24 protein-coding genes, 1 other RNA gene and 1 pseudogene are annotated in these 23,358 nt (G+C 36.5%); 20 read left to right on the forward strand and 6 right to left on the reverse strand.

All coding sequences use genetic code 11. The features are described 5' to 3' along the window. Positions 1-402: hypothetical protein (locus CQA66_RS08470; protein ID WP_220271760.1), on the forward strand; the 402-nt coding region annotated here is incomplete at its 5' end. Here CQA66_RS08470 and CQA66_RS08475 read toward each other — a convergent pair. Then, a complete protein-coding gene (locus CQA66_RS08475) occupies positions 373-1,167 on the reverse strand; it encodes a carbon-nitrogen hydrolase family protein (protein ID WP_104762764.1) in 795 nt (264 codons plus the stop codon). The two genes, CQA66_RS08470 and CQA66_RS08475, sit on opposite strands and share 30 nt — an antisense overlap. Next, the gene (xseB, locus tag CQA66_RS08480) at positions 1,164-1,397 is read right to left on the reverse strand and encodes an exodeoxyribonuclease VII small subunit (protein WP_233707702.1); all 234 of its coding nucleotides are present in this window, start codon (positions 1,395-1,397) and stop codon (positions 1,164-1,166) included. Before xseB ends, CQA66_RS08475 begins: the two co-directional genes overlap by 4 nt. Before the next feature lie 118 nt (positions 1,398-1,515). Here xseB and rpmE point away from each other — a divergent pair, with 118 nt between their 5' ends. The 14 genes and pseudogenes from rpmE to CQA66_RS08540 form a co-directional block, all read left to right on the forward strand. Continuing rightward, entirely contained in the window at positions 1,516-1,719 is a 204-nt protein-coding gene (rpmE, locus tag CQA66_RS08485) for a 50S ribosomal protein L31 (protein WP_104762763.1), read from the forward strand. Between the two features lie 157 nt (positions 1,720-1,876). After that, a complete protein-coding gene (gene rsmI, locus CQA66_RS08490) occupies positions 1,877-2,740 on the forward strand; it encodes a 16S rRNA (cytidine(1402)-2'-O)-methyltransferase (protein ID WP_104762762.1) in 864 nt (287 codons plus the stop codon). 201 nt (positions 2,741-2,941) lie between these two features. Then, positions 2,942-4,459, forward strand: a complete 1,518-nt coding sequence (gene nikA / locus CQA66_RS08495) for a nickel ABC transporter substrate-binding protein (RefSeq protein WP_104762775.1) — start codon at positions 2,942-2,944, stop codon at positions 4,457-4,459. 93 nt (positions 4,460-4,552) lie between these two features. Next, the gene (locus CQA66_RS08500; RefSeq protein WP_104762761.1) at positions 4,553-5,509 is read left to right on the forward strand and encodes an ABC transporter permease subunit; all 957 of its coding nucleotides are present in this window, start codon (positions 4,553-4,555) and stop codon (positions 5,507-5,509) included. 50 nt (positions 5,510-5,559) lie between these two features. Further along, on the forward strand, positions 5,560-6,432 hold the full coding sequence (gene nikC, locus CQA66_RS08505) for a nickel ABC transporter permease subunit NikC (RefSeq protein ID WP_104762760.1): 873 nt from the start codon (positions 5,560-5,562) through the stop codon (positions 6,430-6,432). A 34-nt stretch (positions 6,433-6,466) separates the two neighbouring features. Next, on the forward strand, positions 6,467-7,204 hold the full coding sequence (locus tag CQA66_RS08510; RefSeq protein ID WP_158657004.1) for an ATP-binding cassette domain-containing protein: 738 nt from the start codon (positions 6,467-6,469) through the stop codon (positions 7,202-7,204). A gap of 9 nt (positions 7,205-7,213) precedes the next feature. Next, complete coding sequence (locus tag CQA66_RS08515; protein ID WP_104762758.1) at positions 7,214-7,957, forward strand: ABC transporter ATP-binding protein; 744 nt, start codon at positions 7,214-7,216, stop codon at positions 7,955-7,957. 279 nt (positions 7,958-8,236) lie between these two features. Next, a complete protein-coding gene (locus tag CQA66_RS08520) occupies positions 8,237-8,491 on the forward strand; it encodes a hypothetical protein (protein WP_147289226.1) in 255 nt (84 codons plus the stop codon). Then, positions 8,392-8,673: a hypothetical protein gene (locus CQA66_RS09185; RefSeq protein WP_147289227.1), complete on the forward strand. Its 282-nt coding sequence runs from the start codon at positions 8,392-8,394 to the stop codon at positions 8,671-8,673. Before CQA66_RS08520 ends, CQA66_RS09185 begins: the two co-directional genes overlap by 100 nt. A gap of 191 nt (positions 8,674-8,864) precedes the next feature. Then, positions 8,865-12,812, forward strand: coding sequence for a type ISP restriction/modification enzyme (locus tag CQA66_RS09705; protein WP_181882261.1), 3,948 nt, complete (start codon positions 8,865-8,867; stop codon positions 12,810-12,812). After that, on the forward strand, positions 12,812-12,949 hold the full coding sequence (locus tag CQA66_RS08530) for an adenine specific DNA methyltransferase (RefSeq protein ID WP_104763762.1): 138 nt from the start codon (positions 12,812-12,814) through the stop codon (positions 12,947-12,949). Before CQA66_RS09705 ends, CQA66_RS08530 begins: the two co-directional genes overlap by 1 nt. 3 nt (positions 12,950-12,952) lie before the next feature. Further along, positions 12,953-13,246, forward strand: a complete 294-nt coding sequence (locus tag CQA66_RS08535) for a type ISP restriction/modification enzyme (RefSeq protein WP_104763753.1) — start codon at positions 12,953-12,955, stop codon at positions 13,244-13,246. Positions 13,247-13,257: 11 nt separating this feature from the next. Further along, positions 13,258-13,470: a hypothetical protein gene (locus CQA66_RS09190; RefSeq protein WP_147289228.1), complete on the forward strand. Its 213-nt coding sequence runs from the start codon at positions 13,258-13,260 to the stop codon at positions 13,468-13,470. 123 nt (positions 13,471-13,593) lie between these two features. Then, positions 13,594-13,848, forward strand: a pseudogene (locus tag CQA66_RS08540) (type ISP restriction/modification enzyme); the annotation flags it as partial. A 4-nt stretch (positions 13,849-13,852) separates the two neighbouring features. Here the strand turns inward: CQA66_RS08540 and CQA66_RS08545 are convergent. Beyond that, entirely contained in the window at positions 13,853-14,452 is a 600-nt protein-coding gene (locus CQA66_RS08545; protein WP_104763763.1) for an AMIN domain-containing protein, read from the reverse strand. A 116-nt stretch (positions 14,453-14,568) separates the two neighbouring features. On the opposite strand from CQA66_RS08545, the gene CQA66_RS08550 reads away from it, so the two are divergent. Continuing rightward, positions 14,569-15,411, forward strand: coding sequence for a cysteine hydrolase family protein (locus CQA66_RS08550; RefSeq protein ID WP_104763755.1), 843 nt, complete (start codon positions 14,569-14,571; stop codon positions 15,409-15,411). A 55-nt stretch (positions 15,412-15,466) separates the two neighbouring features. Here CQA66_RS08550 and CQA66_RS08555 read toward each other — a convergent pair whose 3' ends face one another. Then, complete coding sequence (locus CQA66_RS08555) at positions 15,467-16,525, reverse strand: efflux RND transporter periplasmic adaptor subunit (RefSeq protein ID WP_104763756.1); 1,059 nt, start codon at positions 16,523-16,525, stop codon at positions 15,467-15,469. Beyond that, positions 16,522-17,049: a MarR family winged helix-turn-helix transcriptional regulator gene (locus tag CQA66_RS08560; protein ID WP_104763757.1), complete on the reverse strand. Its 528-nt coding sequence runs from the start codon at positions 17,047-17,049 to the stop codon at positions 16,522-16,524. The genes CQA66_RS08555 and CQA66_RS08560 overlap by 4 nt, the downstream gene beginning before the upstream one ends. An 89-nt stretch (positions 17,050-17,138) precedes the next feature. Here CQA66_RS08560 and rnpB point away from each other — a divergent pair. From rnpB to ligA, 3 genes are all read left to right on the forward strand, one after another. Next, an RNA gene (gene rnpB / locus CQA66_RS08565) (RNase P RNA component class A) lies at positions 17,139-17,463 on the forward strand. Between the two features lie 95 nt (positions 17,464-17,558). Then, positions 17,559-18,383: a 3-deoxy-8-phosphooctulonate synthase gene (kdsA, locus tag CQA66_RS08570; RefSeq protein ID WP_104763758.1), complete on the forward strand. Its 825-nt coding sequence runs from the start codon at positions 17,559-17,561 to the stop codon at positions 18,381-18,383. Positions 18,384-18,437: 54 nt separating this feature from the next. Beyond that, positions 18,438-20,555: an NAD-dependent DNA ligase LigA gene (gene ligA, locus CQA66_RS08575; protein ID WP_104763759.1), complete on the forward strand. Its 2,118-nt coding sequence runs from the start codon at positions 18,438-18,440 to the stop codon at positions 20,553-20,555. A gap of 158 nt (positions 20,556-20,713) precedes the next feature. Here ligA and CQA66_RS08580 read toward each other — a convergent pair whose 3' ends face one another. Continuing rightward, positions 20,714-21,259 (reverse strand): OsmC family protein, encoded by a 546-nt coding sequence (locus tag CQA66_RS08580; protein ID WP_104763760.1) that lies wholly within the window; start codon positions 21,257-21,259, stop codon positions 20,714-20,716. A 391-nt stretch (positions 21,260-21,650) separates the two neighbouring features. Between CQA66_RS08580 and CQA66_RS08585 the strand changes: the two genes are divergently transcribed. Further along, positions 21,651-23,255, forward strand: a complete 1,605-nt coding sequence (locus CQA66_RS08585) for a bifunctional anthranilate synthase component II/anthranilate phosphoribosyltransferase (RefSeq protein WP_104763761.1) — start codon at positions 21,651-21,653, stop codon at positions 23,253-23,255. Positions 23,256-23,358 lie beyond the last annotated feature (103 nt).

The following is a 23,358-nucleotide window of genomic DNA, read 5'->3' on the forward strand; positions in this document are numbered from 1 at the left end:
GTTAAGGTTATTTGTATGCGTTTTGGTGATTCAATGAAATGGTTAAAAGGGGGCTTTTCTTTTGGTAAAGGGAGCCGGGAGGGATTAAATTTTCTTTGTAAAAGAGAAAAAGGAGATAATGACAATTTAGAATCTCAAAATGATTCTTGTCATTCTGAAGTCTTGCAAAGCAAGGCTGAAGAATCCCAAGATATAGAATCTCATAAAGATTTAAATTCTGACTATTTCCTCTTCCTCTTTCACAAAGAAAATTTAATCCCTCCCGGCTCCCTTCATGCAAAAGAGAGAAAGACTTTTATATTCAATAAATCAAGATTGGTAGTTTTCAAGCAGAATCTTTCGCAAAGATATAAATCACTTCGGGGTTATTCTTTAGCTTCGAAAGCCCCATGTTGTCTTTAGAGATTCTAAAGATTCTTTATCAATATCTACACAAAGCATACCTTCATCGGCTCGCAATGAATCAATAATATTCTGCCCAAGACTTACAAAACTATGCCCATAAAAATCCCATTCATAACCATCATTAGCAATGACCTTACCAATGCGATTTGCGCGAGCCACGAAACATGAGTTAGTAAAAGCATGTGTGGTAAGTAAAGCCTCCCATCTTGCCTGTGAAGAAAACGTACTAGCAGTAGCTACCAATACAACATCAACATTGGCTCTTTTTAATTCCATCCATAATTCATCAAAATGCGCTTCAAAACCAAATAGCACACCATAACGCAAATTGCCTGCATTAAAGACAAAGGGGAGTTTAAGTAACTTGGAAGTATCGTTGGAGAAAAATGTGGCTTCATTCCAATGTTGATACTGAATCATCCTTTGTTGACTATAAAAATAACTCTTTTTTTTGTTGATAATCGCGATATTTTTATAATATCCCTTATTTTTATACTGAATGATAGGTACAGCGATAGTGTGATTATAAAGAGCGGACAATTCGATAAGAAAATCTAATTTTTGTTTATCCTTGAGCGATTCTGGTGGTTTTGTATGCCAATGAGAGCTAAAAAAAGTATCAAGCACATATTCACCTATAAGCACAATGCTGGCTTCTGGTATTGATTTGAGATAGGTTGTAATGCGATTATTGTCTTTAAGATTCTCAAACTGTAAAATAGCAATGTAATTATTGCAGTCAAATAATATCGGTTCTTTCATTGTATAATATCTTTTAGCTCAAATTCAGCCTGTTCAAGTATTTGGTTAGCCGATGCAATATGTTCCTTAGCTTCTTGGTAAAGCTTGATACCGTCTTTAAGACTAAGCTCATTGCCATTTAGTTTTTCAATAATAGCTTTAATTTTCTCAATGCGTGTCTCAAAATCAGGTTCATCTGCTGTTTGCATGTCCCCTGATAATGTTTGTGCCTGGTGAGCAGATACTTGCATGTCATTCCTTTAAAACATCAATAACTAAAAAGCAATTATATCAATAAAAGCTATATTTAAGCTGAAATGCGATACAATGTTAGTTTTTTATCAGAATATTAAATTAAAGGAGATATTTATGAAAAAAGATATTCATCCAAAATACGTACCATGTAAGGTAACATGTGTAACAAGCGGTAAGCAGATTGAAGTATTAAGCACAAAGCCAGAACTCAAAATAGACATTTCTAGCTTTTGCCATCCTTTTTATACTGGAAGTGATAAAATAGCTGACACCACAGGAAGGGTAGAAAAATTTAGAAAAAAATACCAAAAGAGTTAGAATCACAACATCAAATGTTTGTAATTTACGCTAATCATATTTTGTCAGAATCATTATAAAACCCACATAAATTTGTGATTTCATAATGAATAGTTTTGTATATTTATTAATGCGTTGTCGTATTATTTTGTAAGATTCTATTTCACTCGATTCAAATATGTTGTTATTCGTTCCCACTCCTTTAGGAAACATTGAAGATATTTCACTACGTGTCCTGCAAGCATTTCATCAAGCAGAGATTATTTTATGTGAAGATACACGCGTTACAAAAAAACTGCTTCATCTTCTTGCACAAAAAGCAATTATTCAGCAGTATTTTCCACATATAAATTCTATTAATAAACAATTTATCAGTTTTCATTCCCATAACCAACGAGAATTTCTATCAACTGTTACTCCAAAGTTCTTTAATGCCTTTGTTGTGTGTTGTTCAGACGCTGGAATGCCTTGTATTAATGACCCGGGTGAACTACTTATTGACTATGCGAGAAAAAATCAAATTCAATATGAAGTATTACCCGGCGGAAGTGCTTTCAATTTGGCGTTTGCTTGTTCTGGTTTGCAAGGAGCATTCTGCTTTTTTGGTTTCCTCCCACACAAAATGCAAGAAAGAACACAAAAGCTTAAAAATATTCTTGCCTATCATAAGGACTTTCATCTTATTTTCTACGAGAGTCCTAAAAGACTTAAGGCTTGTTTGCAAGATATATCGCTTATTCTACCAAACGCTATTCTTTATCTCTACAAAGAACTCACTAAGCTTTATCAATGTGAATATAAAGGCAACGCAGAAGCAATTCTCGCAAAACTACCATCTACTATACGTGGTGAATATTGTATTATCATTGCGCAAGATTGTCAGAGCAAGGATTCTCAAAAATTGTGTCTTAGTCAAGAAGATATTCTCTTGTTGCCTACAAACATTAAGCAAAAAGCAAAAATGCTTGCTCAAATTAGTGAATACACACCAAAACAATGGTATGCAAAACTCTTGGAACAACAATCTCATTTTGATAATTAAATATTACTATATTGATTATAAGTAATATTTTGTTATAATGCAAACCACAAACGACATTCATTTTAACGTGTAAGTCGAAGACATAGCACATTCTTGGGGTTGGATATGCGCACACAATGTTCTCTGTTAAACAAATTAATATCGCGATTATTTTGCTTGTTTATCACCTGTTTTTTTGCATCTTTTTCTTATGCGCAGGATATGAAAATTCTAAGAATTGCTGTTTCTCAAAATGTTGGCGCACTCAATCCACAAGGCTATGCGCAAAACCAAATGTACGCACAAAATATGGTTTATGAAGGATTGGTCAAAATAGATTCTAAGGGCAATATTATCCCCTCTCTTGCAACATCATGGGACATAGACAAAACAGGCAGGATTTACACATTCACATTGCGTAAAAATGTTAAATTTTCCAATCAAGAACCGTTTGATGCAATTGCAGCAAAAAAAAATTTTGATTCAATACTTCTCAATCGAGTACGACATTCTTGGAGCAATCTTGCTTTGCTTATAGAAAAAGTGGAAATCCTTAACCCTTACCAAATACAAATTATACTCAAGCAGCCCTATGCTCCAACATTAGCAGAGCTAAGCCTCATTCGTCCTTTTAGATTTATCGCGCCTAGCATGATTCCAAACAACTTAGATTTAGTAAACAATAACCCAATGCAACCTATTGGCACTGGTCCTTATATACTTACTCGTAGCGACTTAGGAAAGGGCGATACATTCACAAAAAACGTAGATTACTGGAATGCAGAGGCTTATCACGGAATCTATTTTGATGTTATCCAAACAAAAATTATTGTTGAACCTAATGCTAAAATTATCGCGCTTAAAACAGGGGCAATAGACATGATTTATGGAGATGATGAGATTCCGATTGAAATCTTTAGGCAAATCACGAAAACCAAAGAATTTCATACTTATCAAAGTCCGGCGATTTTTACAACCGCCCTAGTATTGAATCCAGCAAATAAGATTCTCCAATCTCTATCCATGCGAAAGGCTATTGCCTTAAGTATCGACAAGGATTCCTTAATACGAGCGGTTTATGGGTATCTGCAACAAAAAGCAGATTATTTATTTGCTCCAAATAGACCAGATTCTGACATAACCAAAGAATACAATGATATATTGCCTTTTGATAGTAATCAAGCAAAGAGGATTATACAAGATCTAGGCTATAAAGAAAAACAAGACGGATTCTATTATAAAGACAATCAAAAGCTTAGCCTCACACTGCTCTATGTAGGCAATAACCCTGTGCAAAAAGCAATTGCGGAGATCTTGCAATATCAACTTAAGCAAGTTGGAATCTTCTTGCAGCTTATTCCAAGCGAACAAACAATTTACCACAACAAACAACGAACGGGTAACTTTGATATATGTTTCCATGAAACATGGGGGATTCCTTATGAGCCGCTTATTATGTTAAATTCCATGCGTTATGTTGGACATGTGGATTTTATTGCGCAAAAACCACTTAAAGAAAAGCCTCAAATCGATAAAGAAATAGAATCTGTTCTTATGCTACCACAACATTCTGTAGCCAAACCATTGCACGCATTGCTTCATAAGATTTATGCAACACGTATTTATATCCCACTTACTTATCAGACAAATAAAGCCATTGCAACGAAAGATATTCGCGGCATTAATATGGACATGCGGGCTATTGAGATTCCATTCTGGGAATTTTATAAAGAACACTAAAGACTATAAAGCACGCGATTTGACATCTATTTCAATAAATCTAAGATAAAAACACTTCAATATTTTTTAATGTAAGATAAAGGCTAAAGGGTTATGTTGATTTATCTATTATTGAGAATCCTCTCTATTATTCCAATGTTGCTTGTTGCTTCATTTATTATTTTTGCATTATTACGTTTAAATGGTACTGATCCTGTCGTGCAATATTTGATTAATTCAAATTTACCTCAAACCCCCGAACTTGTAGAATCTTTACGTCATCAATTTGGACTAGATAAACCCGTTATACAGCAGTATATACTATGGTTACAGCATGCGATAACTTTGGATTTTGGCAACTCGTTTATAAGCGGGAGGAATGTTAGTCAAGATTTTATTTATTTTCTCCCAAATACTCTTTTACTTGTGGGCTTCGCCTTTATGCTCACGCTTTGTATCTCTATTCCTTTAGGGATATTCTCTGCGAAATATAAAGACAAGTTACCCGATTTCCTTATCAGGATTGTGTGTTTTATTGGAGTGTGCGTTCCAAATTTTTGGCTGGCTCTTATGTTAATCATTGTTTTTTCATTATATCTAGGTTGGCTGCCTGCATTGGGGCTAGACGATGCGAAATCTTTCATTCTCCCGTGTATTAGTATTGCTCTTATGTCAAGCTGCATTAATACGCGACTCATTCGAACAAATATGCTAGAAATCAAAAAGGAAAGGCACATTCTCTATGCGAAACTACGTGGATTGCCTACAAGAAATATCACTTTCAAACATATTTTTTATAACGCGTCTCTGCCAATTATTACTGCTTTTGGTATGCACATAGGAGAGCTTATCGGAGGAGCGTTATTAATCGAAAACATTTTTGCAATCCCTGGTATCGGGCTGTATAGTTTGCAAGGTATTGCTAATCATGATTATCCCATTATTCAATGTTTTGTTGTTGTGCTGTGTTTAATTTTTATAATTTGTAATCTTCTTGTGGATATATTACTTCTTGTTTTAGATCCTCGTCTAAGACATCAGATAATCAGTCCTCGCTCTTCTTATGGATAAACAAAGAAGTAATCAAAGATTCAAACAAACTCAACAGGCAAGGATTCAAGATGCCCGCACAATTTACATTACAATCTACTAATCCTCAATCACATAAACTGCAGCATAAAAAATTTTCATTATTAGGCAAGCTAGCTCTCTTGGGGATTGTTCTTTTTTTACTCATTATTATTGTAAGTCCTTATTTCTTGCCGTATTCCCCAGATTTACAGGATTTAGATTCTAAGTTTGCACAGCCAAGCATAGAACATATTTTTGGCACAGATTATTTAGGGAGAGATATTGCTACGCGTTTAGTTTATGGAGCAAGAATTTCGCTGTTCTCTGCTTTTTTTATTCTCGCAATTATTCTTTTGCTAGGCATGAGCATTGGGGGAATCTGCGGCTTTATGGGCGGGGTTATAGATAGGTTAGTTATGAGAATTTGTGATATTTTCCTAAGTTTACCTACTATCGTTCTTTCCCTTTTCCTTGTTGGCGTATTGGGAAGTGGATTAGAGAATATTATCCTAGCTATTGCACTTACACATTGGGCGTGGTATGCGCGTATTGTAAGAAGTATCGTTTTGAATCTTAAAAATAAAGAATTTGTTTTATTGTCTCAAACTTTTGGTTTGAATAAATGGCAAAGCTTCAAACGTAATATTTTCATACCCGTTTTTTCACAGTGTATAGTGTTAGCGACTATGGATATAGGACATATCATTTTGCATATCGCTGGACTTTCATTTCTTGGGGTAGGCGTGCAACCACCGCAAGCAGAATGGGGAGTTATGTTAAGCGATTGCAAAGATTATATTTGGAGTAATCCTTCACTATTAATATATCCCGGGGCGGCTTTGTTTATCACGATAGCACTTTTTAATCTTTTAGGAGATAGCTTACGTGATTATTTTGATGTTGATTTAGAATCCTTGCATTAGATTCTAAGAAATGAAGAAATTTTGTGAGATTAACATGACATTAGCAATGCAAAACATTACTCTTCGCGCTAAAGATTCTAGGCATTTACTGAAAAACATTTCCCTTACAATAGAAGGAGGTAAAACCACCGTGTTACTTGGTGCTAGCGGAAGCGGGAAGACACTTAGCCTTTCTGTATTGCAAGGTATGATTCCTCCAAATTTACAGCTTACAAGCGGCGAAATTCTTTTGAATAACAAGCCAATTAACCCAGCGAAAATTAGAGGGAGAATTTTTGCAAGTATTATGCAGAATCCTCGCACTTGTTTTAATCCTCTTTTTACAATGCAATCCCATATTAAAGAGACTTTACACGCATTGCAAAAGCCCTATGATTCTGCAATGATAGAATCCGTTTTGCATGAAGTAGGGTTAGAGTTTGCTATTCTCAATCGTTATGCCTTTGAATTAAGCGGGGGGATGTTGCAACGTGCAATGATTGCGATAGCTTTGCTTGCAGAAGCGAATTTTCTTTTAGCCGATGAACCCACGAATAGCTTAGATTCAGACAATCAGCAAAAGATTCTCAACGTTTTGGATTCTATACAAACAAAGAGAAACATAGGAATCCTACTTATTACCCATGATTTGCACATAGCAATACAAAAGGCAGAACAAATCCTAATTATCCATCATGGAATGATACAAGAAGTCTTACATCCTGCTCTTTTTGATAGCACGGTATTGCATAAGATTCTTATTGAAAAGTTACTCGCTTTGACAACAGCATAAAGGAATACCATGCTCCTTACTCTACAAAATATCTGCTATGACTACCAAAGTATCAGGTTTTTTAGCAAAGCAAAAGGTTTGCGCATCCTTTCTAATATAAATCTTCAAATAGACATTGGAGAATGTGTAGGGATAATGGGGGCAAATGGTTGCGGGAAAAGCACATTAGCGCGTATCATCGCAGGATTGCAAAGGCAAACATCTGGGAAAATATTTCTACATGATGTTTTGGTTAAACCGCAAAGTCTTAGCGGACTGCTACGGCGAGCGCAGCAAGAAGCATTTTATAAACAAGTGCAAATTATTTTTCAAGACCCTATAAGTTCTTTAAACCCTAGATTCACAATCTTGCAAAATTTACAAGAACCTCTGCATTATTTGTTGGATGTTCATAAAAAAGAAGCACAACTAGCACGTATTGTGCCTCTTATGGAATCTCTTGAGCTAGATTCTGCGATTTTGCAAAGTTATCCGGCTATGGTGTCTGGCGGGCAAGCACAAAGAATCTGTCTTATACGCGCGCTTTTAGTAAAGCCTAGTCTGCTAATCCTTGATGAAGCGACTTCTAATCTTGATTACATACTATGTATTAAAATCTTGCGATTTCTCAAAGATTGGCAAAACAATAATGCTTGTGCTTTTTTGTATATCACACATAACGAAGAGTTCGCGTTAAATTTTTGTCAAAGACTGCTTATGATGGGAGAGATTAAAGGGCAAGGAAATGGAATCATTAATGAAAGATTCGTGTAATTACGTTAATACTTTTTGCTCCGCGAAAATGGAATCCTTGTCATTGTAAACCTTGTTTGTAAGATGAAGAATCCCATTTAAATTGTCATTCTGAAGTTTCATAGAAACTGAAGAATCTCAACCTTGTCCTTGTATTGTCATTCTGAAAAAGCATGAAGTACGACTGACTCGTGAGATGTTTCGCTTTCTATGAAAACTCAACATGACAAGGTTAATATTTGTCATTCCTTACCTTGCGAAGCACGACTGAAGAATCCCATAACATAGATTCTAAAAGAGATGTTTCGGTCGCTTTACTTCCTCAACATGACAAAAGAGGCTTGTCATTGTGAAAAAGATTCTAAACCTTGTCATTCTGAATCTGCTTTGCAAGGTGAAGAATCCCAACAATCTCAACTCATTATTCCCCCTCCCTTTGCGGAGGGGGCTAGGGGGTGGGTAAATCCCAAAGCAAAAGAGATGTTTCGGCTTCGCCTCAACATGACAAACAAGATTCTAATTGTCATTCTGAGCATTGCGAAGAATCTCATTTAATAGATTCTTATAGGGATTCTTCAGTTTCTACGAAACTTCAGAATGACAAAGATAAAGATTCTAATTTTATCCCTACGGGAATGTGCAAGTATGGGCGAGAACTTCGTTCGTGCCAGCCGCTAACGCTCAATATGATAAATTTAGATTCTCATGAAATGTTTATTTCTATGGGAATTTACTAGCTCACGCTCCCGCATCGAGCAAGCACCCAACATAATAAAGGAGAAGTGCAACATGACAAGCAGCAACACAATAAGTAAACATTTCCTACTTATGAATCAATAAAATACAAAACTTTATTCAATTTCAGCCATTTGCAAGTTGCATATCCATAGAATTACATCGTATATTCAATAAAAATAAAGCAATAGTTATGGATTTCTTTTCCCATTATCTTGAAAACATACGCGACATTAGTCCGCAAGACAAAGAACACACCCATCGCACGGCATTAGAAAATCTCTTGAAATCCTTGCAAGAAAACCTAGCGCAGAGTAACAAAGCTTTAAATAATCTACGCATCAAACACGAGCCAAACAACGACAAAGAAGGCAGAGGTGCGCCAGATTTTTTGATACAAAATCAAGGCTTGATTATTGGCTATATCGAAAACAAGCGCGTGGGTGCGGATTTAGATTCCATCGTCCAAAGCCCCCAGATTGCAAAATACCTTCAACTTAGTGAAAACATCTTACTTACAGATTATTTACGATTTTGCCTTGTGCGCAAAAGCGAAAAAATAAATGGGGGGGGCAAAACTGCAATCATCCAAGAATGCAGAATCTGCGAACTCTCCCAAATCAAAACTACACTTAAAAACAAATCCCTCTTAGAATCCAAGTTTCAAGAATTAAGCGAACTCTTTAGCCTCTTCTTTAGCCACAATCCAAAGCCAATCAACACCGCCCTAGAGTTTGCCTCTACCCTAGCACAACGTACGCAGATTCTAAAAGACTTCCTAATCCAAACCCAAGAAAACCCCCATATCTCAAGCCTCTATGATACCTTTAAAGAACAGCTGTATAAAGAGCTAGACTTTAGTGAATTTGCTGATAGCTTTGCCCAAACGCTTACTTATAGCCTCTTTCTTGCAAGGCTAAATAATACAAAAAACCAAGAAATCGACCTATTTAATGTTAAGAAATTTATCCCAAAGTCTTTCCCGCTTATCCGAGCAATGAGTGGCTTTTTAGACAACTTAGATGATTTAAAATCCATTAAATGGCTCTTAGAAGAAATCCTTTGTATCATCAATCACATCGATATTTCAAGCATTATTAATGAGCTAAACAAGACAAGCAAAGGCGAGAATGAGACAATAGACTATACCCACAAAGACCCCTATTTGCACTTTTATGAGACTTTTTTAAGCCAGTATGACCCACAAATGCGTGAGATTCGAGGCGTGTATTATACCCCCGCAAGTGTGGTAAATTTCATCATAAATGCCATAGATTCTACTTTGAAAAAAGATTTTCATCTACCAAAGGGCTTAGGAGCAAGTTTAGAAAGCCCAAACATCACACTTTTGGACTTTGCCACAGGCACAGGGACCTTTTTGCTAGAAGCCTTTCGCAAAGCACTAGAATCCACCCCCAAAAACAGCCCAAAATATGCACCCAAAGACCTCTTAAATCGCTTTTTTGGCTTTGAGTTTTTGATTGCCCCTTACACTATCGCCCATCTCAAGCTCTCCCAAAGCTTCAAAGAAGAATTTGACTCTCCCTTGCAAGAGAATGAATCCCTTAATATCCGCCTAACAAATACGCTTTATTCTCGCACCGAAAAAGACGAACTAAACCAAACAAAAAATCTCTTTGCGGGGCTAATAGAACTCGCAGAAGAGTTTAAAGAAGCCCAAAAGATTAAAGAAAATGCGATTCTGATTATCACGGGTAATCCGCCCTATAGTGGTGCGAGTGCAAATAAGGGGCTTTTTGAGGATAATGTTCGCATTAGCTATGGGCTAGAGCCAAGCGAGGCAGCGTTAAGTCAAAAGGAGCAAGATTATATCCGCTTCTATCTACAAGACCCAAATAACGCAGAATACAAAAGAACCTTTAAGCAAATCCTAGAGCGCAAAAAGCTAAAAAATGAGAAAAATCCTAAGTGGTTGCTTGATGATTATGTCAAATTCATTTGCTTTGCAGAGTCTAAGATTAAAGAGCAAAAAAGCGGAATCTTTGCCTTTATTTCTAATAATTCGTTTTTAGATAATCCTACCTTTCGAGGAATGCGCTACTCACTCTTAAGGACTTTTGATAAAATCTATATCCTAGACTTGCATGGCAATGCGAGGAAAAAGGAAATTTCGCCAGATGGCAGCAAGGATGAGAATGTGTTTGATATTATGCAAGGGGTTTCAATCAATATTTTCATAAAAAACGGGCATTCGTCTTCGGATATTCATTTGCAAGATTTAGGAGATTTTGAGAATCCGCAGACCAAAAGTCTAGCCTCATTCTCAAAATTTCCCAAAAACTCACAAAGCAACACAACAAATACTAGAATGCTAGATTCTCTTTGTGATTCTAGTGGAGATTATTCGCTCGCTTCGCTCCCTCAGAATGACAAGATTCAATCGGCTTCGCCTCAACATGACAACCCACCCCTAACCCCCTCCGCAAAGGGAGGGGGGAATCTCTCTTGCCATTCTGAAGTTTCTCTTTGTCAAGCCGACTCCTTCTCTTGTCATTCTGAAGTCTTGCAAAAAAGCGAAGAATCCCATAGTATAGAATCTCAAAGAGATGTTTCGGATTCGCCTCAACATGACAAGGTTGAATCTTGTCATTCTGAGCTTTTGCAAAAAAGCGAAGAATCCCAAAACCTCGCCCAAATTTATCATTATGATCTCTATGGCAAAAGAAAGGATAAATATAACTTCCTCTATGCCAATAGCCTTGATTCTATCCCTTGGACTAAGCTAAAGCCTAAAAATCCCTTTTATCTCTTTATCCCGCAAAATGAAAGTTTGAGGGCAGAATATGATAAGGGCTGGAGTGTAAAGGATATTTTTAGTGTTTATAGCACGGGTATTTGCTCTCAAAGAGATAGTGTTGTCATACATAAAACAAGAGAAAGCATAGAAACATTAATTAAAGATTTTTGCAATAAGTCAAAAGATGAAATTGTTAAAAAATACAATATACAAAAAGATGGCAGGGATTGGCAGATTCAAAGAGCTATTGATTCTGTAAAAAAATCTGAACAAAATAAAACAGGAATTGTTACAAAAATACTTTATAGACCATTTGATAATTACTGGACTTATTTTAATGGGGAATCTCGTGCGTTTATGTCTTATCCCAGAACCGAAGTAATGCAACATTTTTTACAAAGCGAAAATTGCGCCTTACTTGTTTCAAGACAAAGTTCGGCTGTAGGCGATGATGAGATAAACACTATTGCAATTACTAATAAAATGGTAGATATAAATTTTTACCGCAGAGGCGGAGAGCAGGTAATGCCCCTTTACCTCAAAAATACAGAATCTACCAAAGGCAAAAAGATTAAACCTTGTCATACTGAGGGCGAAGCCCGAAGTATCTCACAAGATTCTAAGAGATGTTTATCCCTGCGGGAATTTACTAGCTCACGCTCCCGCATCGCTAACGCTCAACATGACAACCCACCCCCTAACCCCCTCCGCAAGGGAGGGGGGAACAATTTTTGTCATTCTGAAGGAGTGCGTAGCACGACTGAAGAATCTCATTCAATGGATTCTTATAGAGATTCTTCAGTTTCTACGAAACTTCAGAATGACAATATTGAATCAGATTCCCCTCACAACGAAAAGCCACACTGGATAGAAAACTTCACGCCAGAATTTAGAAGCTTTATTGATTCTAAATATAACGAACATTTTAGCCCGGAAGTGATTCTAGGCTATATCTACGCTGTGCTTTTTCATAAAGACTATCGCGAAAAATATATCGATTTTCTCAAAATCGACTTCCCAAAGATTCCTTTTGTGGAATCCAAAGAGAAGTTTTTAGCCTTAAGTGCATTGGGACAAGAGCTAATCGCTGTGCATTTGATGGATGAGGCGCGCGCCACATCAGGCATCAGGCATCAGGCATCAGGCATCAGGCATCAGGCATCAGGCATCAGGCATCAGGCATCAGGCATCAGGCATCAGGCATCAGAAGGGCGAATAATAATGAATTGCAATATTGGGCTAGTTTGTCCAAGACAAATATCGAGTCGAGACTTTACGCACAGCTTCATAGCACATACAATAATGGAGATGTGCTACATTTCCAACAAAACCAAAGAGGGCAATTATCTCTTCCCCCTCTATCTCTACCAAAAGGCGAAATAATGCAAAACATTGGCTTGGTGTGCGATAGGGGCTGCAAACTTCAAAGTATCAATAATATCTTTATCACGCAAAACATTATTGATTTGCATTTAGTAGGCAGTGGAAGCTATGTTTTCCCACTCTATATAAAGGAATAAATGATGAATGAGATTGGCGAGGCATTGTTTAAGGATAGGAACAACAAAAGCTTAAGGATTGAGAAAATTAGCTACAACCAAAAAGAGCAGAGGCTTTTTGTAAATGCTTCGCTTTATTTTGATAATGTAAGCCAAGAAGTGTGGGGGTATAGAATCGGCGGTTATCAGGTTTTGGATAAATACCTAAAAAGCCATAAAGGAGAGGAGATAGATTTTAAATATTTTACGAAAATCATTTTGGCTTTGCATAAGAGCTTGGAGATAGAATCACAAATTGCTAGAGTGGAATTGTGTTAAGAATGCTTTGAATGGAGAAATTCTTTACGCAAGAGAAAGGGAATGATCCTTGTCAAACTGAAATCCCTCTTTGTCAAGCCGACTCCTCCTCTTGTCATTCTGAACCTTGCTTGCAAGGTGAAGAATCTCATCAAGATTCTAAGAGATGTTTATCCCTGCGGGAATTTACTAGCTCACGCTCCCGCATCGCTAACGCTCAACATGACAAAGTTAGATTCAAATGAGATGTTTCGCTTTCTATGAAAGCTCAACATGACAACCCACCCCCTAACCCCCTCCGCAAGGGATGGGGGAACAATTTTTGTCATTCTGAAGGAGTGCAAAGCACGACTGAAGAATCTCATTCAATGGATTCTTATAGAGATTCTTCAGTTTCTACGAAACTTCAGAATGACAATATCAAATCAGATTCCTCTCACAACGAAAAGCCACACTGGGTAGAAAACTTCACCCCTGAATTTAGAGAGTTTATTGATTCTAAATACAATGAGCGTTTTAGCCCTGAAGCGATTCTAGGCTATATCTATGCGGTGCTTTTTCATAAAGACTATCGCGAAAAATATATTGATTTTCTCAAAATCGACTTCCCAAAGATTCCTTATAATCTTATCGCAGAGTGATTGTATGAATACCATCCTTACGACTTTTAAGGGTGTATTGATACAAACCATCAAGCGTAATGCTCAAGCGATAGCTGTTACTTCTTGCATTCACTCGAACATTAGCAAAATATTTTTCTCCTGTTCCAATATTGCCATCATACGCACTCCCTCCATCGCGACTAAAATCAACAATAATAGTCAGCGGCTCTGCTACGATAAAATGCCGAATAATACGGTGTTTAGTGGATTTCACAACGAAGTTCATACCTTCCATATAAAATTCAAAATCATTCAAACTAAAGTATCTTTTAGCGATATTGCGGATAGCTTCTTGTTGAGAAATTTTAATCGGATAATGCCAGTCGATAGATTTGTCAATCTTTAGTTCTTTAGAATCAGTTGTCCCGTCAATATTCTGATAAGTGATTCTTACGTCTCTAATTTCACGTGCATTACTTGGTAGTTGTATGCTTTCAACAGAGAGATATGGCTTATTCTTATTTTTGTGCTGTGCTTGAAAATCTCTTTGATTGGCATTTATCATAAAAGGATTGTCATTAGCATACAAACTGCCAATAAACAAAATATTGAGAATTATCAACATTTGTTTCACTAAAAGCTCCTTGATACATTTTATACTCTTGCTAGCAAAAAAGAGTCCACATTGCAAAAACATTGCAAAATGTCGATTTATTAAATATTTTAAAGGGAAAGAAAGCTATGGATACTATCAAAATGAAACGTAATTTCAGCCTCTCGCGTAGAGAAACTCTCTTGAAAGGGCTTGCGTTAATCGGTGGTGGCGCACTTGCGATGAATTATGCAGATGCACAAACTCATTTAGAGCATAGTAATGATAATGCAGATTATGCGGACAATGACAAAATGGTTTTACCAAAAACTCCAATGAAATTCAAAAGAGACTCTCTTGGGTTGATTGTAGTAAATCCTCAAATAGACTTTTTAAGTCCAAAAGGAGTAGGCTGGAGCATTTACGGAGCGAGTATTAAAGAAAATAAGACGGTAGAGAATATTCTCTTATTGTTGAAAGTCGCTAAGACTTTGCAATTACCAACTTTTGTAACTTACGTCGTATGGAACAAACAAGATTTGGAGAATCTAGGTTTCACTCCTATGAAAAACTTTATACGCGGCACCAAAATGGCTTATACAACAGGAGAAGGACTCGCGCACAATACAATTACTGACACAGGAGCAGATTTTCTTCCTGAATTGAAACCTTTTATTTTGGATAATAAAACCGTACTTACTACACCTCGTAAAGACTTTGGGTTGGCAGGTAGCGATCTTATTATGCAAATGCGCACGAAAGGTATTAAACAAGCTATTCTTTGTGGCATGGATGCAAACACTCATGTAGACTCACATTTACGAACATTGCTTGGTGAGGGATTCGAAGTAGCCGTCGCAAGGGATGCAACAGCAGGAGCAAAATTACCAGAAGGAGACGGGTATTTAGCCGGATTAATTAATTTTCGATTCATGGCAAATGAGCTTCTTTGGACAGCTGACGCAGTCAAAAGAATGCAGCAATCCCAATAGACTTTGATAGATTCTCAAATTTTAAAGTGTAGGTTACGCTAGGTAGTTAGGTGTATTATTTACGTAACTTGGATTTGGTTTGTGATTCTATAACCTGAATGCCATCTGTTAGCCTATCTTGTCCTTTTGCTACAACTAAATCAGAATCTACAAATGCCCCCAATACAACCGCTTGCTTGTCTTGTATGCTCAATGTATTCACAGGTATCGCAACTGCAATGTTATTTCGCACAACAAATACAGTATGTTTTTGTTGATAATAAACAATGCTGTCTCTTGGAACAATAAAGCCACTTACTTTACCATAGGTATTCAGACGTACATCTACTGGCATACCGTCAAAAAAGCCATAATGATTATTCAAACGTATATGTACAGGAAAGGTTTTAGAACGAACATCTGCTTTTGGAATGAGTGCGGAAATGTTACCTCTGTAATTTTTCCCATTAATGGTCAGTGGGACTTGTTGATTTAGTCGAAGATAACCTATTAGATTGCTAGGCACATACACAATAACTTCAATTTGCGTAGTGTTCACCATTAATGCTACTGGGTCGCCTACTCCCAACCATTCTCCTACATTAATGAGTTTATCTAATATCACACCAGAATAAGGAGAAGTAATAACCATTTTTTTGACTTCCTCATGTGATAAATCATAATCTGCTTGTAAGGACAAAATATAGGCTTCTTTGGCTTTTAATTCGAATTCAAGATTCTCATATTGCTGCAAGGCAATAGACTGTGTCTCGAGTAAATTTTTATATCTAGTAAGTTCGTTGTGAATCTTTTGTGCTTGATACTTCGCCTCTTGTAATTTAGCAAATTTTACTTCTAATTCTTTATGAAGAATGTCTGTATTTAAGGCGACTAATTTTTGCCCTTTCGCGATTCTATCGCCCACGTTAAAATACACTTTATCGACTATTCCTTTTTGCTGACTAGCAATCTTGGAACTTTCCTTGTAGTTGAGCGATCCCACAAAAATGCTTTGTTTTTCAAGAGAGCCTTGTGTAATAGGTGTTGTAGCGACCGTGATGGGTTTGGTATATAATACATTGCATAATAATCCGCTACACAAAATAACATTTACACTATACTTTAGAATCGTCATAGATTCTCACAATCCATTGACACACAATCTGTTGCAACACCTTTATCATATAAAGCACAAGATTGAATCATCTTATCAAGCATTTGATGTAATATCATCTTTTCATTGTCGTCAAAAATTTTTTCTGGGCTTTGATGAATACTTGCAAAAGATTGCTGTATTTTTACAAAAAACTCTCTTCCTAATTGTGTTAGTCTCACGACGCGGATTCGTCGGTCATATTCCGCTCTTGTTTTTTCAATATAGCCTTTCATACAGAGAGATTCTACACAACGGCTAATTGTGCCCCTATCCTTACAAATAATTTTTGCTAATTGATTGATATTTAATTCTTTTGCTATTTCTAAAATATGTAAAACTCCAGCTTGCTCAAATCCGATACCAAATTGCTTGAGGTGGTTAATGGCGAATTTTTTAATTTTTCTTGCTGCAAGCATGACATGTGGACCCACTAAAGAACGTGAAAAATCTTCTAGCTCTCTATAAATATGTTCTTGAATAATATACTCTTGTTGATTCTGCATTAACTGCCTCGATAAATCTACTAACGGATATAATACTAAAACTTTTATGATTTTTTAACTATTTATACTTACTTGATAGTATTTCAAACTTGGTATAGCAGGTAATTGCTTTTTCTATAAAGAGGAAAGTCCGAGCTACAGAGACAGGATTCCATTTAACGAATGGCTAGGGTAACCTAAGGGATAGTGCAACAGAAATATACCGCCAAATCTATTAAGCTTTGGTAAGGGTGAAAAGGCAGGGTAAGAGCCTACCGATTTCTTAGCAATAAGAAATGCCATGTAAACCCAATCCGTAGCAAGAATAGCAGGTAAATGTCTCGCTTTTAGCTATTCGCTAGAATGATATTGTGAAATATCATCAAGATAAATAATTACCAGATACAGAACTCGGCTTATAGCTATACCAAGATCTCACAAACATGCAAACAGTATCCCCTTTTTATTTACATTTGTCTATCTATTTTTTGTGTATACTTCATAAATCATAGTTTATTAAGGAGGATTCAATGATACTTTTAAGCGGTCCTTGTGTGATAGAGAATGAAAAAAACCTCTATGCAATAGCCAAAGGATTAGAATCTATTAATCGTGATCCCTCAATAGATTTTTATTTTAAAGCAAGCTTTGATAAGGCAAATCGCACTAGTCTCGAGGGATTTAGAGGACCAGGATTAGATAAAGGATTAATGCTATTGCAAAAAGTCAAAGATGATTTTCATTACAAAATTATTACTGATGTACATGAGAGTTCACAAGTTGCAGACATCGCTATGGTTGCAGATGTGATACAAATCCCAGCTTTTTTATGCAGACAAACCGACCTTATTGTTGAAAGTGCAAAGACAAAAAGTATCGTTAATATCAAAAAGGGACAATTTATGAATCCTGTGGATATGCAATATAGCGTCCTTAAAGCACTTAAAACCAGAGATGAGACACTAAGCGATGAATATATTGCTAATAATTTCTACGCGCTTAATAAGCAACACGGCATTTGGCTTACAGAGAGAGGTAGCAGCTTTGGCTATGGGAATCTAGTCGTAGATATGCGTTCCTTAGTCATTATGAGAAGATTTGCTCCTGTAATTTTTGATGCCACGCATAGCGTGCAAATGCCCGGAGGATTGGGCGGAAAGAGTGGAGGAGATTCTACATTTGTTCCTTATCTTGCGAAAGCAGCGGCTAGTGTGGGTGTCGATGGATTCTTTATGGAAACACATTTTAATCCTAAAGAAGCATTAAGCGATGGCGCAAATATGATAGCCCTAGACAAATTGGCAAACTTAATAGAAATCCTCAAACAATTACACTTCCTATCAAATACACAATGAAATTTTCTCTTAGAATACCAATAAAGCATTGCAATAAGCCACAGGAACAATCACATGACACATAAGGAATATCTTGAAAATGTCGATACGCTCAATCGCTATGCAAAGCATTATTATGAGCTAGATAACCCTATTGCAAGCGATGAAGAATATGACAGACTCTACCAAGAAATTTGCGAATACGAAAAATCTTATCCACAAAATATCAGTCCTCACTCTCCTACGCAGCGCGTAGAGAACGCGCCCTTAGAGAATTTTATAAAAAAAGAGCATAAAACACGTATGTGGAGTTTGGAAGATGTTTTTAATCAACATGACTTGCAAGATTGGTTACAGAAACTTGACAACGCTATTACACGTAATGCAACGCAATCACACCAAGATTCTAAGCAGCACCCTACAAATAATCTCGCGTTCTGCATTTCCCCTAAATATGACGGTATGAGCCTTAATCTTATCTATAAGCATGGACAATTACAACAAGCGATTACACGCGGTGATGGAATACAAGGAGAGGTTGTTACGCAAAATGCGAAAGTTATTGAGAGTATCCCGCAAAATATCACATTCTTAGGCGAGATAGAAGTTCGCGGTGAAGTTGTTATGTCAAAAGATAATTTCAACAAACTCAATAACCAACGTGAAATAGAAAATAAAAGCCTGTTTGCTAATCCAAGAAATGCCGCCGCTGGTAGCATGCGACAATTAGATTCTGCTCTGGTTAGAGAACGTGAATTAGACTTTATTCCGTGGGGCATTGGTTATTATGATGAACAGGAATTACGGCTTTTTCTCTCATGCAATAAAGAATCTTCGAATATGAATACGCTTGGATTCTATGATTTATTGCAGCTATTGCCACAAATGGGTTTTACTAAACATCGCTATTTGCAACAAGTACAAGCACAAGACATAGAATCTGCTTATCAGGAAATACTTGCTAAGAGGGAGAATTTCCCATTTCTACTTGATGGTTTTGTCATTGTGGTAGATGATCTCATCTTACAAAGAGAGCTAGGATTCACACAAAAAGCCCCGCGTTTTGCCTGTGCCTATAAATTCCCAGCACATGAAACAACAATACAAATAGAATCTATTAGCTGGCAAGTAGGCAGAACGGGAGTAATAACTCCTGTGGCAAATTTCACTCCAACTAGCTTAGAAGGAGCTATGATTAGTCGAGCCACCTTACATAATTTTAAAGAAATCGAACGTTCTGATATACGTATTGGCGATCATTGTTTGCTTATTAGAAGTGGTGATGTGATTCCAAAAATCACTAAAGTTTTTAAAGAACGTAGAAATGGCAATGAAACAATCATACCAAAGCCATCACAATGCCCTGCCTGCGAACACACATTGCATTTTGAAGATATTTTTATTTATTGTCAGAATCCAAAATGCTTAGCAAAGCTTAAAGCTTCACTTACTCATTTTACTTCCAAAAAAGCTTTCGATATTGCTGGCTTAGGCGAAAGCATTATTGAATTATTAGTAGATTATAAATTAATTGCCGGAGTAGTGGATATTTACTTCTTGCAAAAAGAAAGCCTCTTGCAACTTCCAAATTTCAAGGAAAAAAGAGCCCAAAACTTGCTTAACGCGATACGAGATTCTATTAATCATCGTGAGTTATGGCGTTTTATTCACGCGCTTGGAATCTTGCATATAGGCGAAGTAGCAAGTAAAAAGCTAGCGCAATTTGGCACAGAGTGTTTTACTATGCCTAAGGAACAAGTGGCAAACATTGACGGTTTTGGGGAGGAATTAGCACAAAGCTTTACTTTATATTGTCAAAATAACAAAGAGTTTATAGAACAGCTTTTAAGTATCACTAAACCCCAAATATCAAATAACAAAAAACCCCAAAAAGCAGATTCTCTTTTGTTTGCAACAGAACTAGCAGTATCTCAAGAGAAATCACAGATGCAGCAAACATTCGCCTATTTGATAGGAAAAACTTGCGTTATTACGGGTACTTTTGCAGTTAATCGTGATTTTTTAAAAAATAGGTTAGAAGAGTTAGGCGCACATGTAAGCTCTAATATCAGTACTAAAACGAATTTTTTACTTGCAGGAGAAAAATCTGGCTCAAAGCTTGCGAAAGCGAAAAAATTCAATATCACAATTCTCACACAAGAAGATATTAAAGAGTTGATACAATTCCCATAAGATAGATATGGGTACTCTTAACTTAATATTTTAACTACGGCAGCAAAGATAGCAAAATCCTGATTTATATTGATTCAAATTAACTCGATCTAAACAGACTTTAGTGCTCTGTTGTTGTATTAATATCTGGATTTAAAATAAAAAGTCATTTTGTATAATTATGCAATAGTTACATTAACTTTACGCATAAGGGTATTTGCCACAGGAGACCATTTCAGCGCGTGTTTGATGAGTTTTTCTCTTTCTTCCTGACTGAAGTCTCCCTCAAGAGTTACTACAATTCGCACATCAGTAAAACCTAACGGCTTATTCTCGTCTAAATCCCCAGTGCCCCAAACGGCGGTAATATTTAAATCCCCTTCTAATTGCACTTCGAGTTTAGAAATGCTTTTATCTTGCGCTACTGCATTCGCATGAATACCAACCGCTATACAACTCCCCAAAGCCGCTAAGAGAGCTTCACTAGGATTTGGTGCAGTGTCATCACCTAATAATGTCGGCGGTTCATCAACAATATAAGGCGGCAATGTGCGAATATAATTTAAATGTCGGAATCTTCCTTCGGCTACAGTTTTGCATTTCAAAGTTTTAATAACGTGAGGGTTTTTTTTCCCTTCATTGGCAAGTGCTTGCAATTTTTCTTTGTCAATAGGTGTTAATCTCACACATGAAGGCGCATTTTGCTCTGTTTGATTATTTGGCATATTATCTCCTTAATAATAAATAAAGCATTATTCTAATATGACAAGGTAAATAATAACACGACTATTATTTGAGCAAAAATCAATATAAATTCTATATTTTATAATTATTATATTATTAAAGTTCTATATAGCATTAAAAGCAATGAAAATAATATACGCTGCTCTCATTTATACATCGCCTTTCATTGTGGAATATCGTCATGGTGTTTTGCTATTGCGAGATATTTCGGGGCTTTAGAATTTAGAATATTATGTAAAATTTGATATATTGAGAGTGTCAAAACAGGAATTTATAGCTTATGGGACACAGACGCGGAGATAAGCATAAATAACATCAATTTGTCCCGTCTCTCATCGCTTTTGCTACTGCAATATTTTTGGAAGGATTGCCATGGTTTTACTTATTGATAATTATGATTCTTTTACATACAACATCTATCAACTCTTAGGGAAGCTAGGACGTCAAGTTCAAGTCATACGCAATGATTGTATTACACTCGAAGAGATACACGCATTGAATCCTACGCATATTATTTTGGGACCTGGTCCAAATGGACCAGAGGATTCATTGATTTGCCTTGATATTATCACGCAACTTGCTGGCAAATATCCTATTCTTGGAATCTGCCTCGGACATGAAGCGATTTTGTATGCTTTTGGTGTTCTAATCACTAATGCAGATTCTATCTTGCATGGCAAAATTTCGCAAATCACACATACGGAAGAAGGAATCTTTGCAAATATCCCACAGGGAATTTCTGTTACACGTTATCATTCTCTAGTGGCAAAAAAAGAAGATATTAACACAGAATTTACTATTACAGCGTACAGCGACGATGGAGAAGTTATGGCAGTAGCACATAAACAATATCCTCTCTATGGTTTGCAATTCCATCCAGAATCAATTGGCACAGAATACGGAGAGAAAATGCTATCAAATTTTCTGAACTACAAGAGACATCACACAACTATTAAAACATTTCTACAAAAGCTTGTGAATTTAGAGAATCTAAGCTTTGCACAAGGCTATGACTTAATGGAGCGAATTGCAGATAATGAGTTAAGCCCAGCACAAATTGCTTCACTGATTACAAGCCTCTCTATTAAAAAACCGAGCAGTCAGGAATTGAGCGCGTTTGCTAGCGTACTTATTGAGAAAGCTCATAAATTCGATATTGCCGATTCAGAACGTATTGATATTGTAGGAACAGGTGGAAGTGCCAAAAAAACTTTCAATGTCTCTAGCACAGTAGCTATTTTACTTGCAAGTATGGGGGTAAAAGTTGTCAAACATGGCAATAGAGGTATCACGAGTAAAAGCGGAAGTGCTGATTTGCTTTCATACTTGGGTATCAATATTGAAATGAGTTTAGAAACTTGCAAAAAATGCTATGAGGAACTCGGGATTGCTTTTTTGTTTGCGCCCAAGATTCATAATGTTTTGGGCTCTGTTCAGAGTGTTCGCAAAGAATTAGGATTCAAAAGTATCTTTAATCTCTTAGGACCGCTTAGCAATCCACTACGTCCTACTTATAGTCTTGTTGGCGTTTCCGATAAAGAATACGGTAACACTATGGCGGAATCTTTGAAGTTGCTTGGCTCAAAGCATGGTATGGTTGTCAGCGGATTAGATGGGATCGATGAATTAAGTATTTGTGCAACCACTCAAATACATGAAGTACGAGAGGGGGAAATCATTCGTTATGAATTTGATCCTAGCCAGTATGGAATCAAAAAAGCCTCTTTTGATGAGGTAAAAGGTGGCGATGTCGCAAGGAATGCGGAAATCACAATGGAGATTCTAAACGGCATTGAAAGTAGTAGAGCTGATTTAGTGGCACTGAATGCTGGTGCTAGTCTCTATCTCTATGGAAAAGCCAACAATATACAATCTGGATTCTTGCAAGCAAAGGAATTTTTAGCAAGTAAGCAAGCATTAAAAACCTTACAAGAATTTCGAGTATTAAGTCAAAATGTAATTCCAGACTCTAAATAACTCCCCTCTCACAACCCAATTATAAAGGATAATTATGAGATTTACATGCGAAGTATTATCATGTAAAGACTTCATTAAAGAACAAAACATTGCAAGCTACAAT

Source organism: Helicobacter aurati, from assembly GCF_003364265.1.
In the GTDB taxonomy this organism is placed as follows: domain Bacteria; phylum Campylobacterota; class Campylobacteria; order Campylobacterales; family Helicobacteraceae; genus Helicobacter_A; species Helicobacter_A aurati.

Coding starts and splice junctions, on each gene's coding strand:
- CQA66_RS08475 (WP_104762764.1), bottom strand. CDS start 1,167: ATGAAAGAACCGATATTATTTGACTGCAATAATTACATTGCTATTTTA.
- xseB (WP_233707702.1), bottom strand. CDS start 1,397: ATGCAAGTATCTGCTCACCAGGCACAAACATTATCAGGGGACATGCAA.
- rpmE (WP_104762763.1), top strand. CDS start 1,516: ATGAAAAAAGATATTCATCCAAAATACGTACCATGTAAGGTAACATGT.
- rsmI (WP_104762762.1), top strand. CDS start 1,877: ATGTTGTTATTCGTTCCCACTCCTTTAGGAAACATTGAAGATATTTCA.
- nikA (WP_104762775.1), top strand. CDS start 2,942: ATGAAAATTCTAAGAATTGCTGTTTCTCAAAATGTTGGCGCACTCAAT.
- CQA66_RS08500 (WP_104762761.1), top strand. CDS start 4,553: ATGTTGATTTATCTATTATTGAGAATCCTCTCTATTATTCCAATGTTG.
- nikC (WP_104762760.1), top strand. CDS start 5,560: ATGCCCGCACAATTTACATTACAATCTACTAATCCTCAATCACATAAA.
- CQA66_RS08510 (WP_158657004.1), top strand. CDS start 6,467: ATGACATTAGCAATGCAAAACATTACTCTTCGCGCTAAAGATTCTAGG.
- CQA66_RS08515 (WP_104762758.1), top strand. CDS start 7,214: ATGCTCCTTACTCTACAAAATATCTGCTATGACTACCAAAGTATCAGG.
- CQA66_RS08520 (WP_147289226.1), top strand. CDS start 8,237: ATGTTTCGGTCGCTTTACTTCCTCAACATGACAAAAGAGGCTTGTCAT.
- CQA66_RS09705 (WP_181882261.1), top strand. CDS start 8,865: ATGGATTTCTTTTCCCATTATCTTGAAAACATACGCGACATTAGTCCG.
- CQA66_RS08530 (WP_104763762.1), top strand. CDS start 12,812: ATGCAAAACATTGGCTTGGTGTGCGATAGGGGCTGCAAACTTCAAAGT.
- CQA66_RS08535 (WP_104763753.1), top strand. CDS start 12,953: ATGAATGAGATTGGCGAGGCATTGTTTAAGGATAGGAACAACAAAAGC.
- CQA66_RS09190 (WP_147289228.1), top strand. CDS start 13,258: ATGGAGAAATTCTTTACGCAAGAGAAAGGGAATGATCCTTGTCAAACT.
- CQA66_RS08545 (WP_104763763.1), bottom strand. CDS start 14,452: ATGTTGATAATTCTCAATATTTTGTTTATTGGCAGTTTGTATGCTAAT.
- CQA66_RS08550 (WP_104763755.1), top strand. CDS start 14,569: ATGGATACTATCAAAATGAAACGTAATTTCAGCCTCTCGCGTAGAGAA.
- CQA66_RS08555 (WP_104763756.1), bottom strand. CDS start 16,525: ATGACGATTCTAAAGTATAGTGTAAATGTTATTTTGTGTAGCGGATTA.
- CQA66_RS08560 (WP_104763757.1), bottom strand. CDS start 17,049: ATGCAGAATCAACAAGAGTATATTATTCAAGAACATATTTATAGAGAG.
- kdsA (WP_104763758.1), top strand. CDS start 17,559: ATGATACTTTTAAGCGGTCCTTGTGTGATAGAGAATGAAAAAAACCTC.
- ligA (WP_104763759.1), top strand. CDS start 18,438: ATGACACATAAGGAATATCTTGAAAATGTCGATACGCTCAATCGCTAT.
- CQA66_RS08580 (WP_104763760.1), bottom strand. CDS start 21,259: ATGCCAAATAATCAAACAGAGCAAAATGCGCCTTCATGTGTGAGATTA.
- CQA66_RS08585 (WP_104763761.1), top strand. CDS start 21,651: ATGGTTTTACTTATTGATAATTATGATTCTTTTACATACAACATCTAT.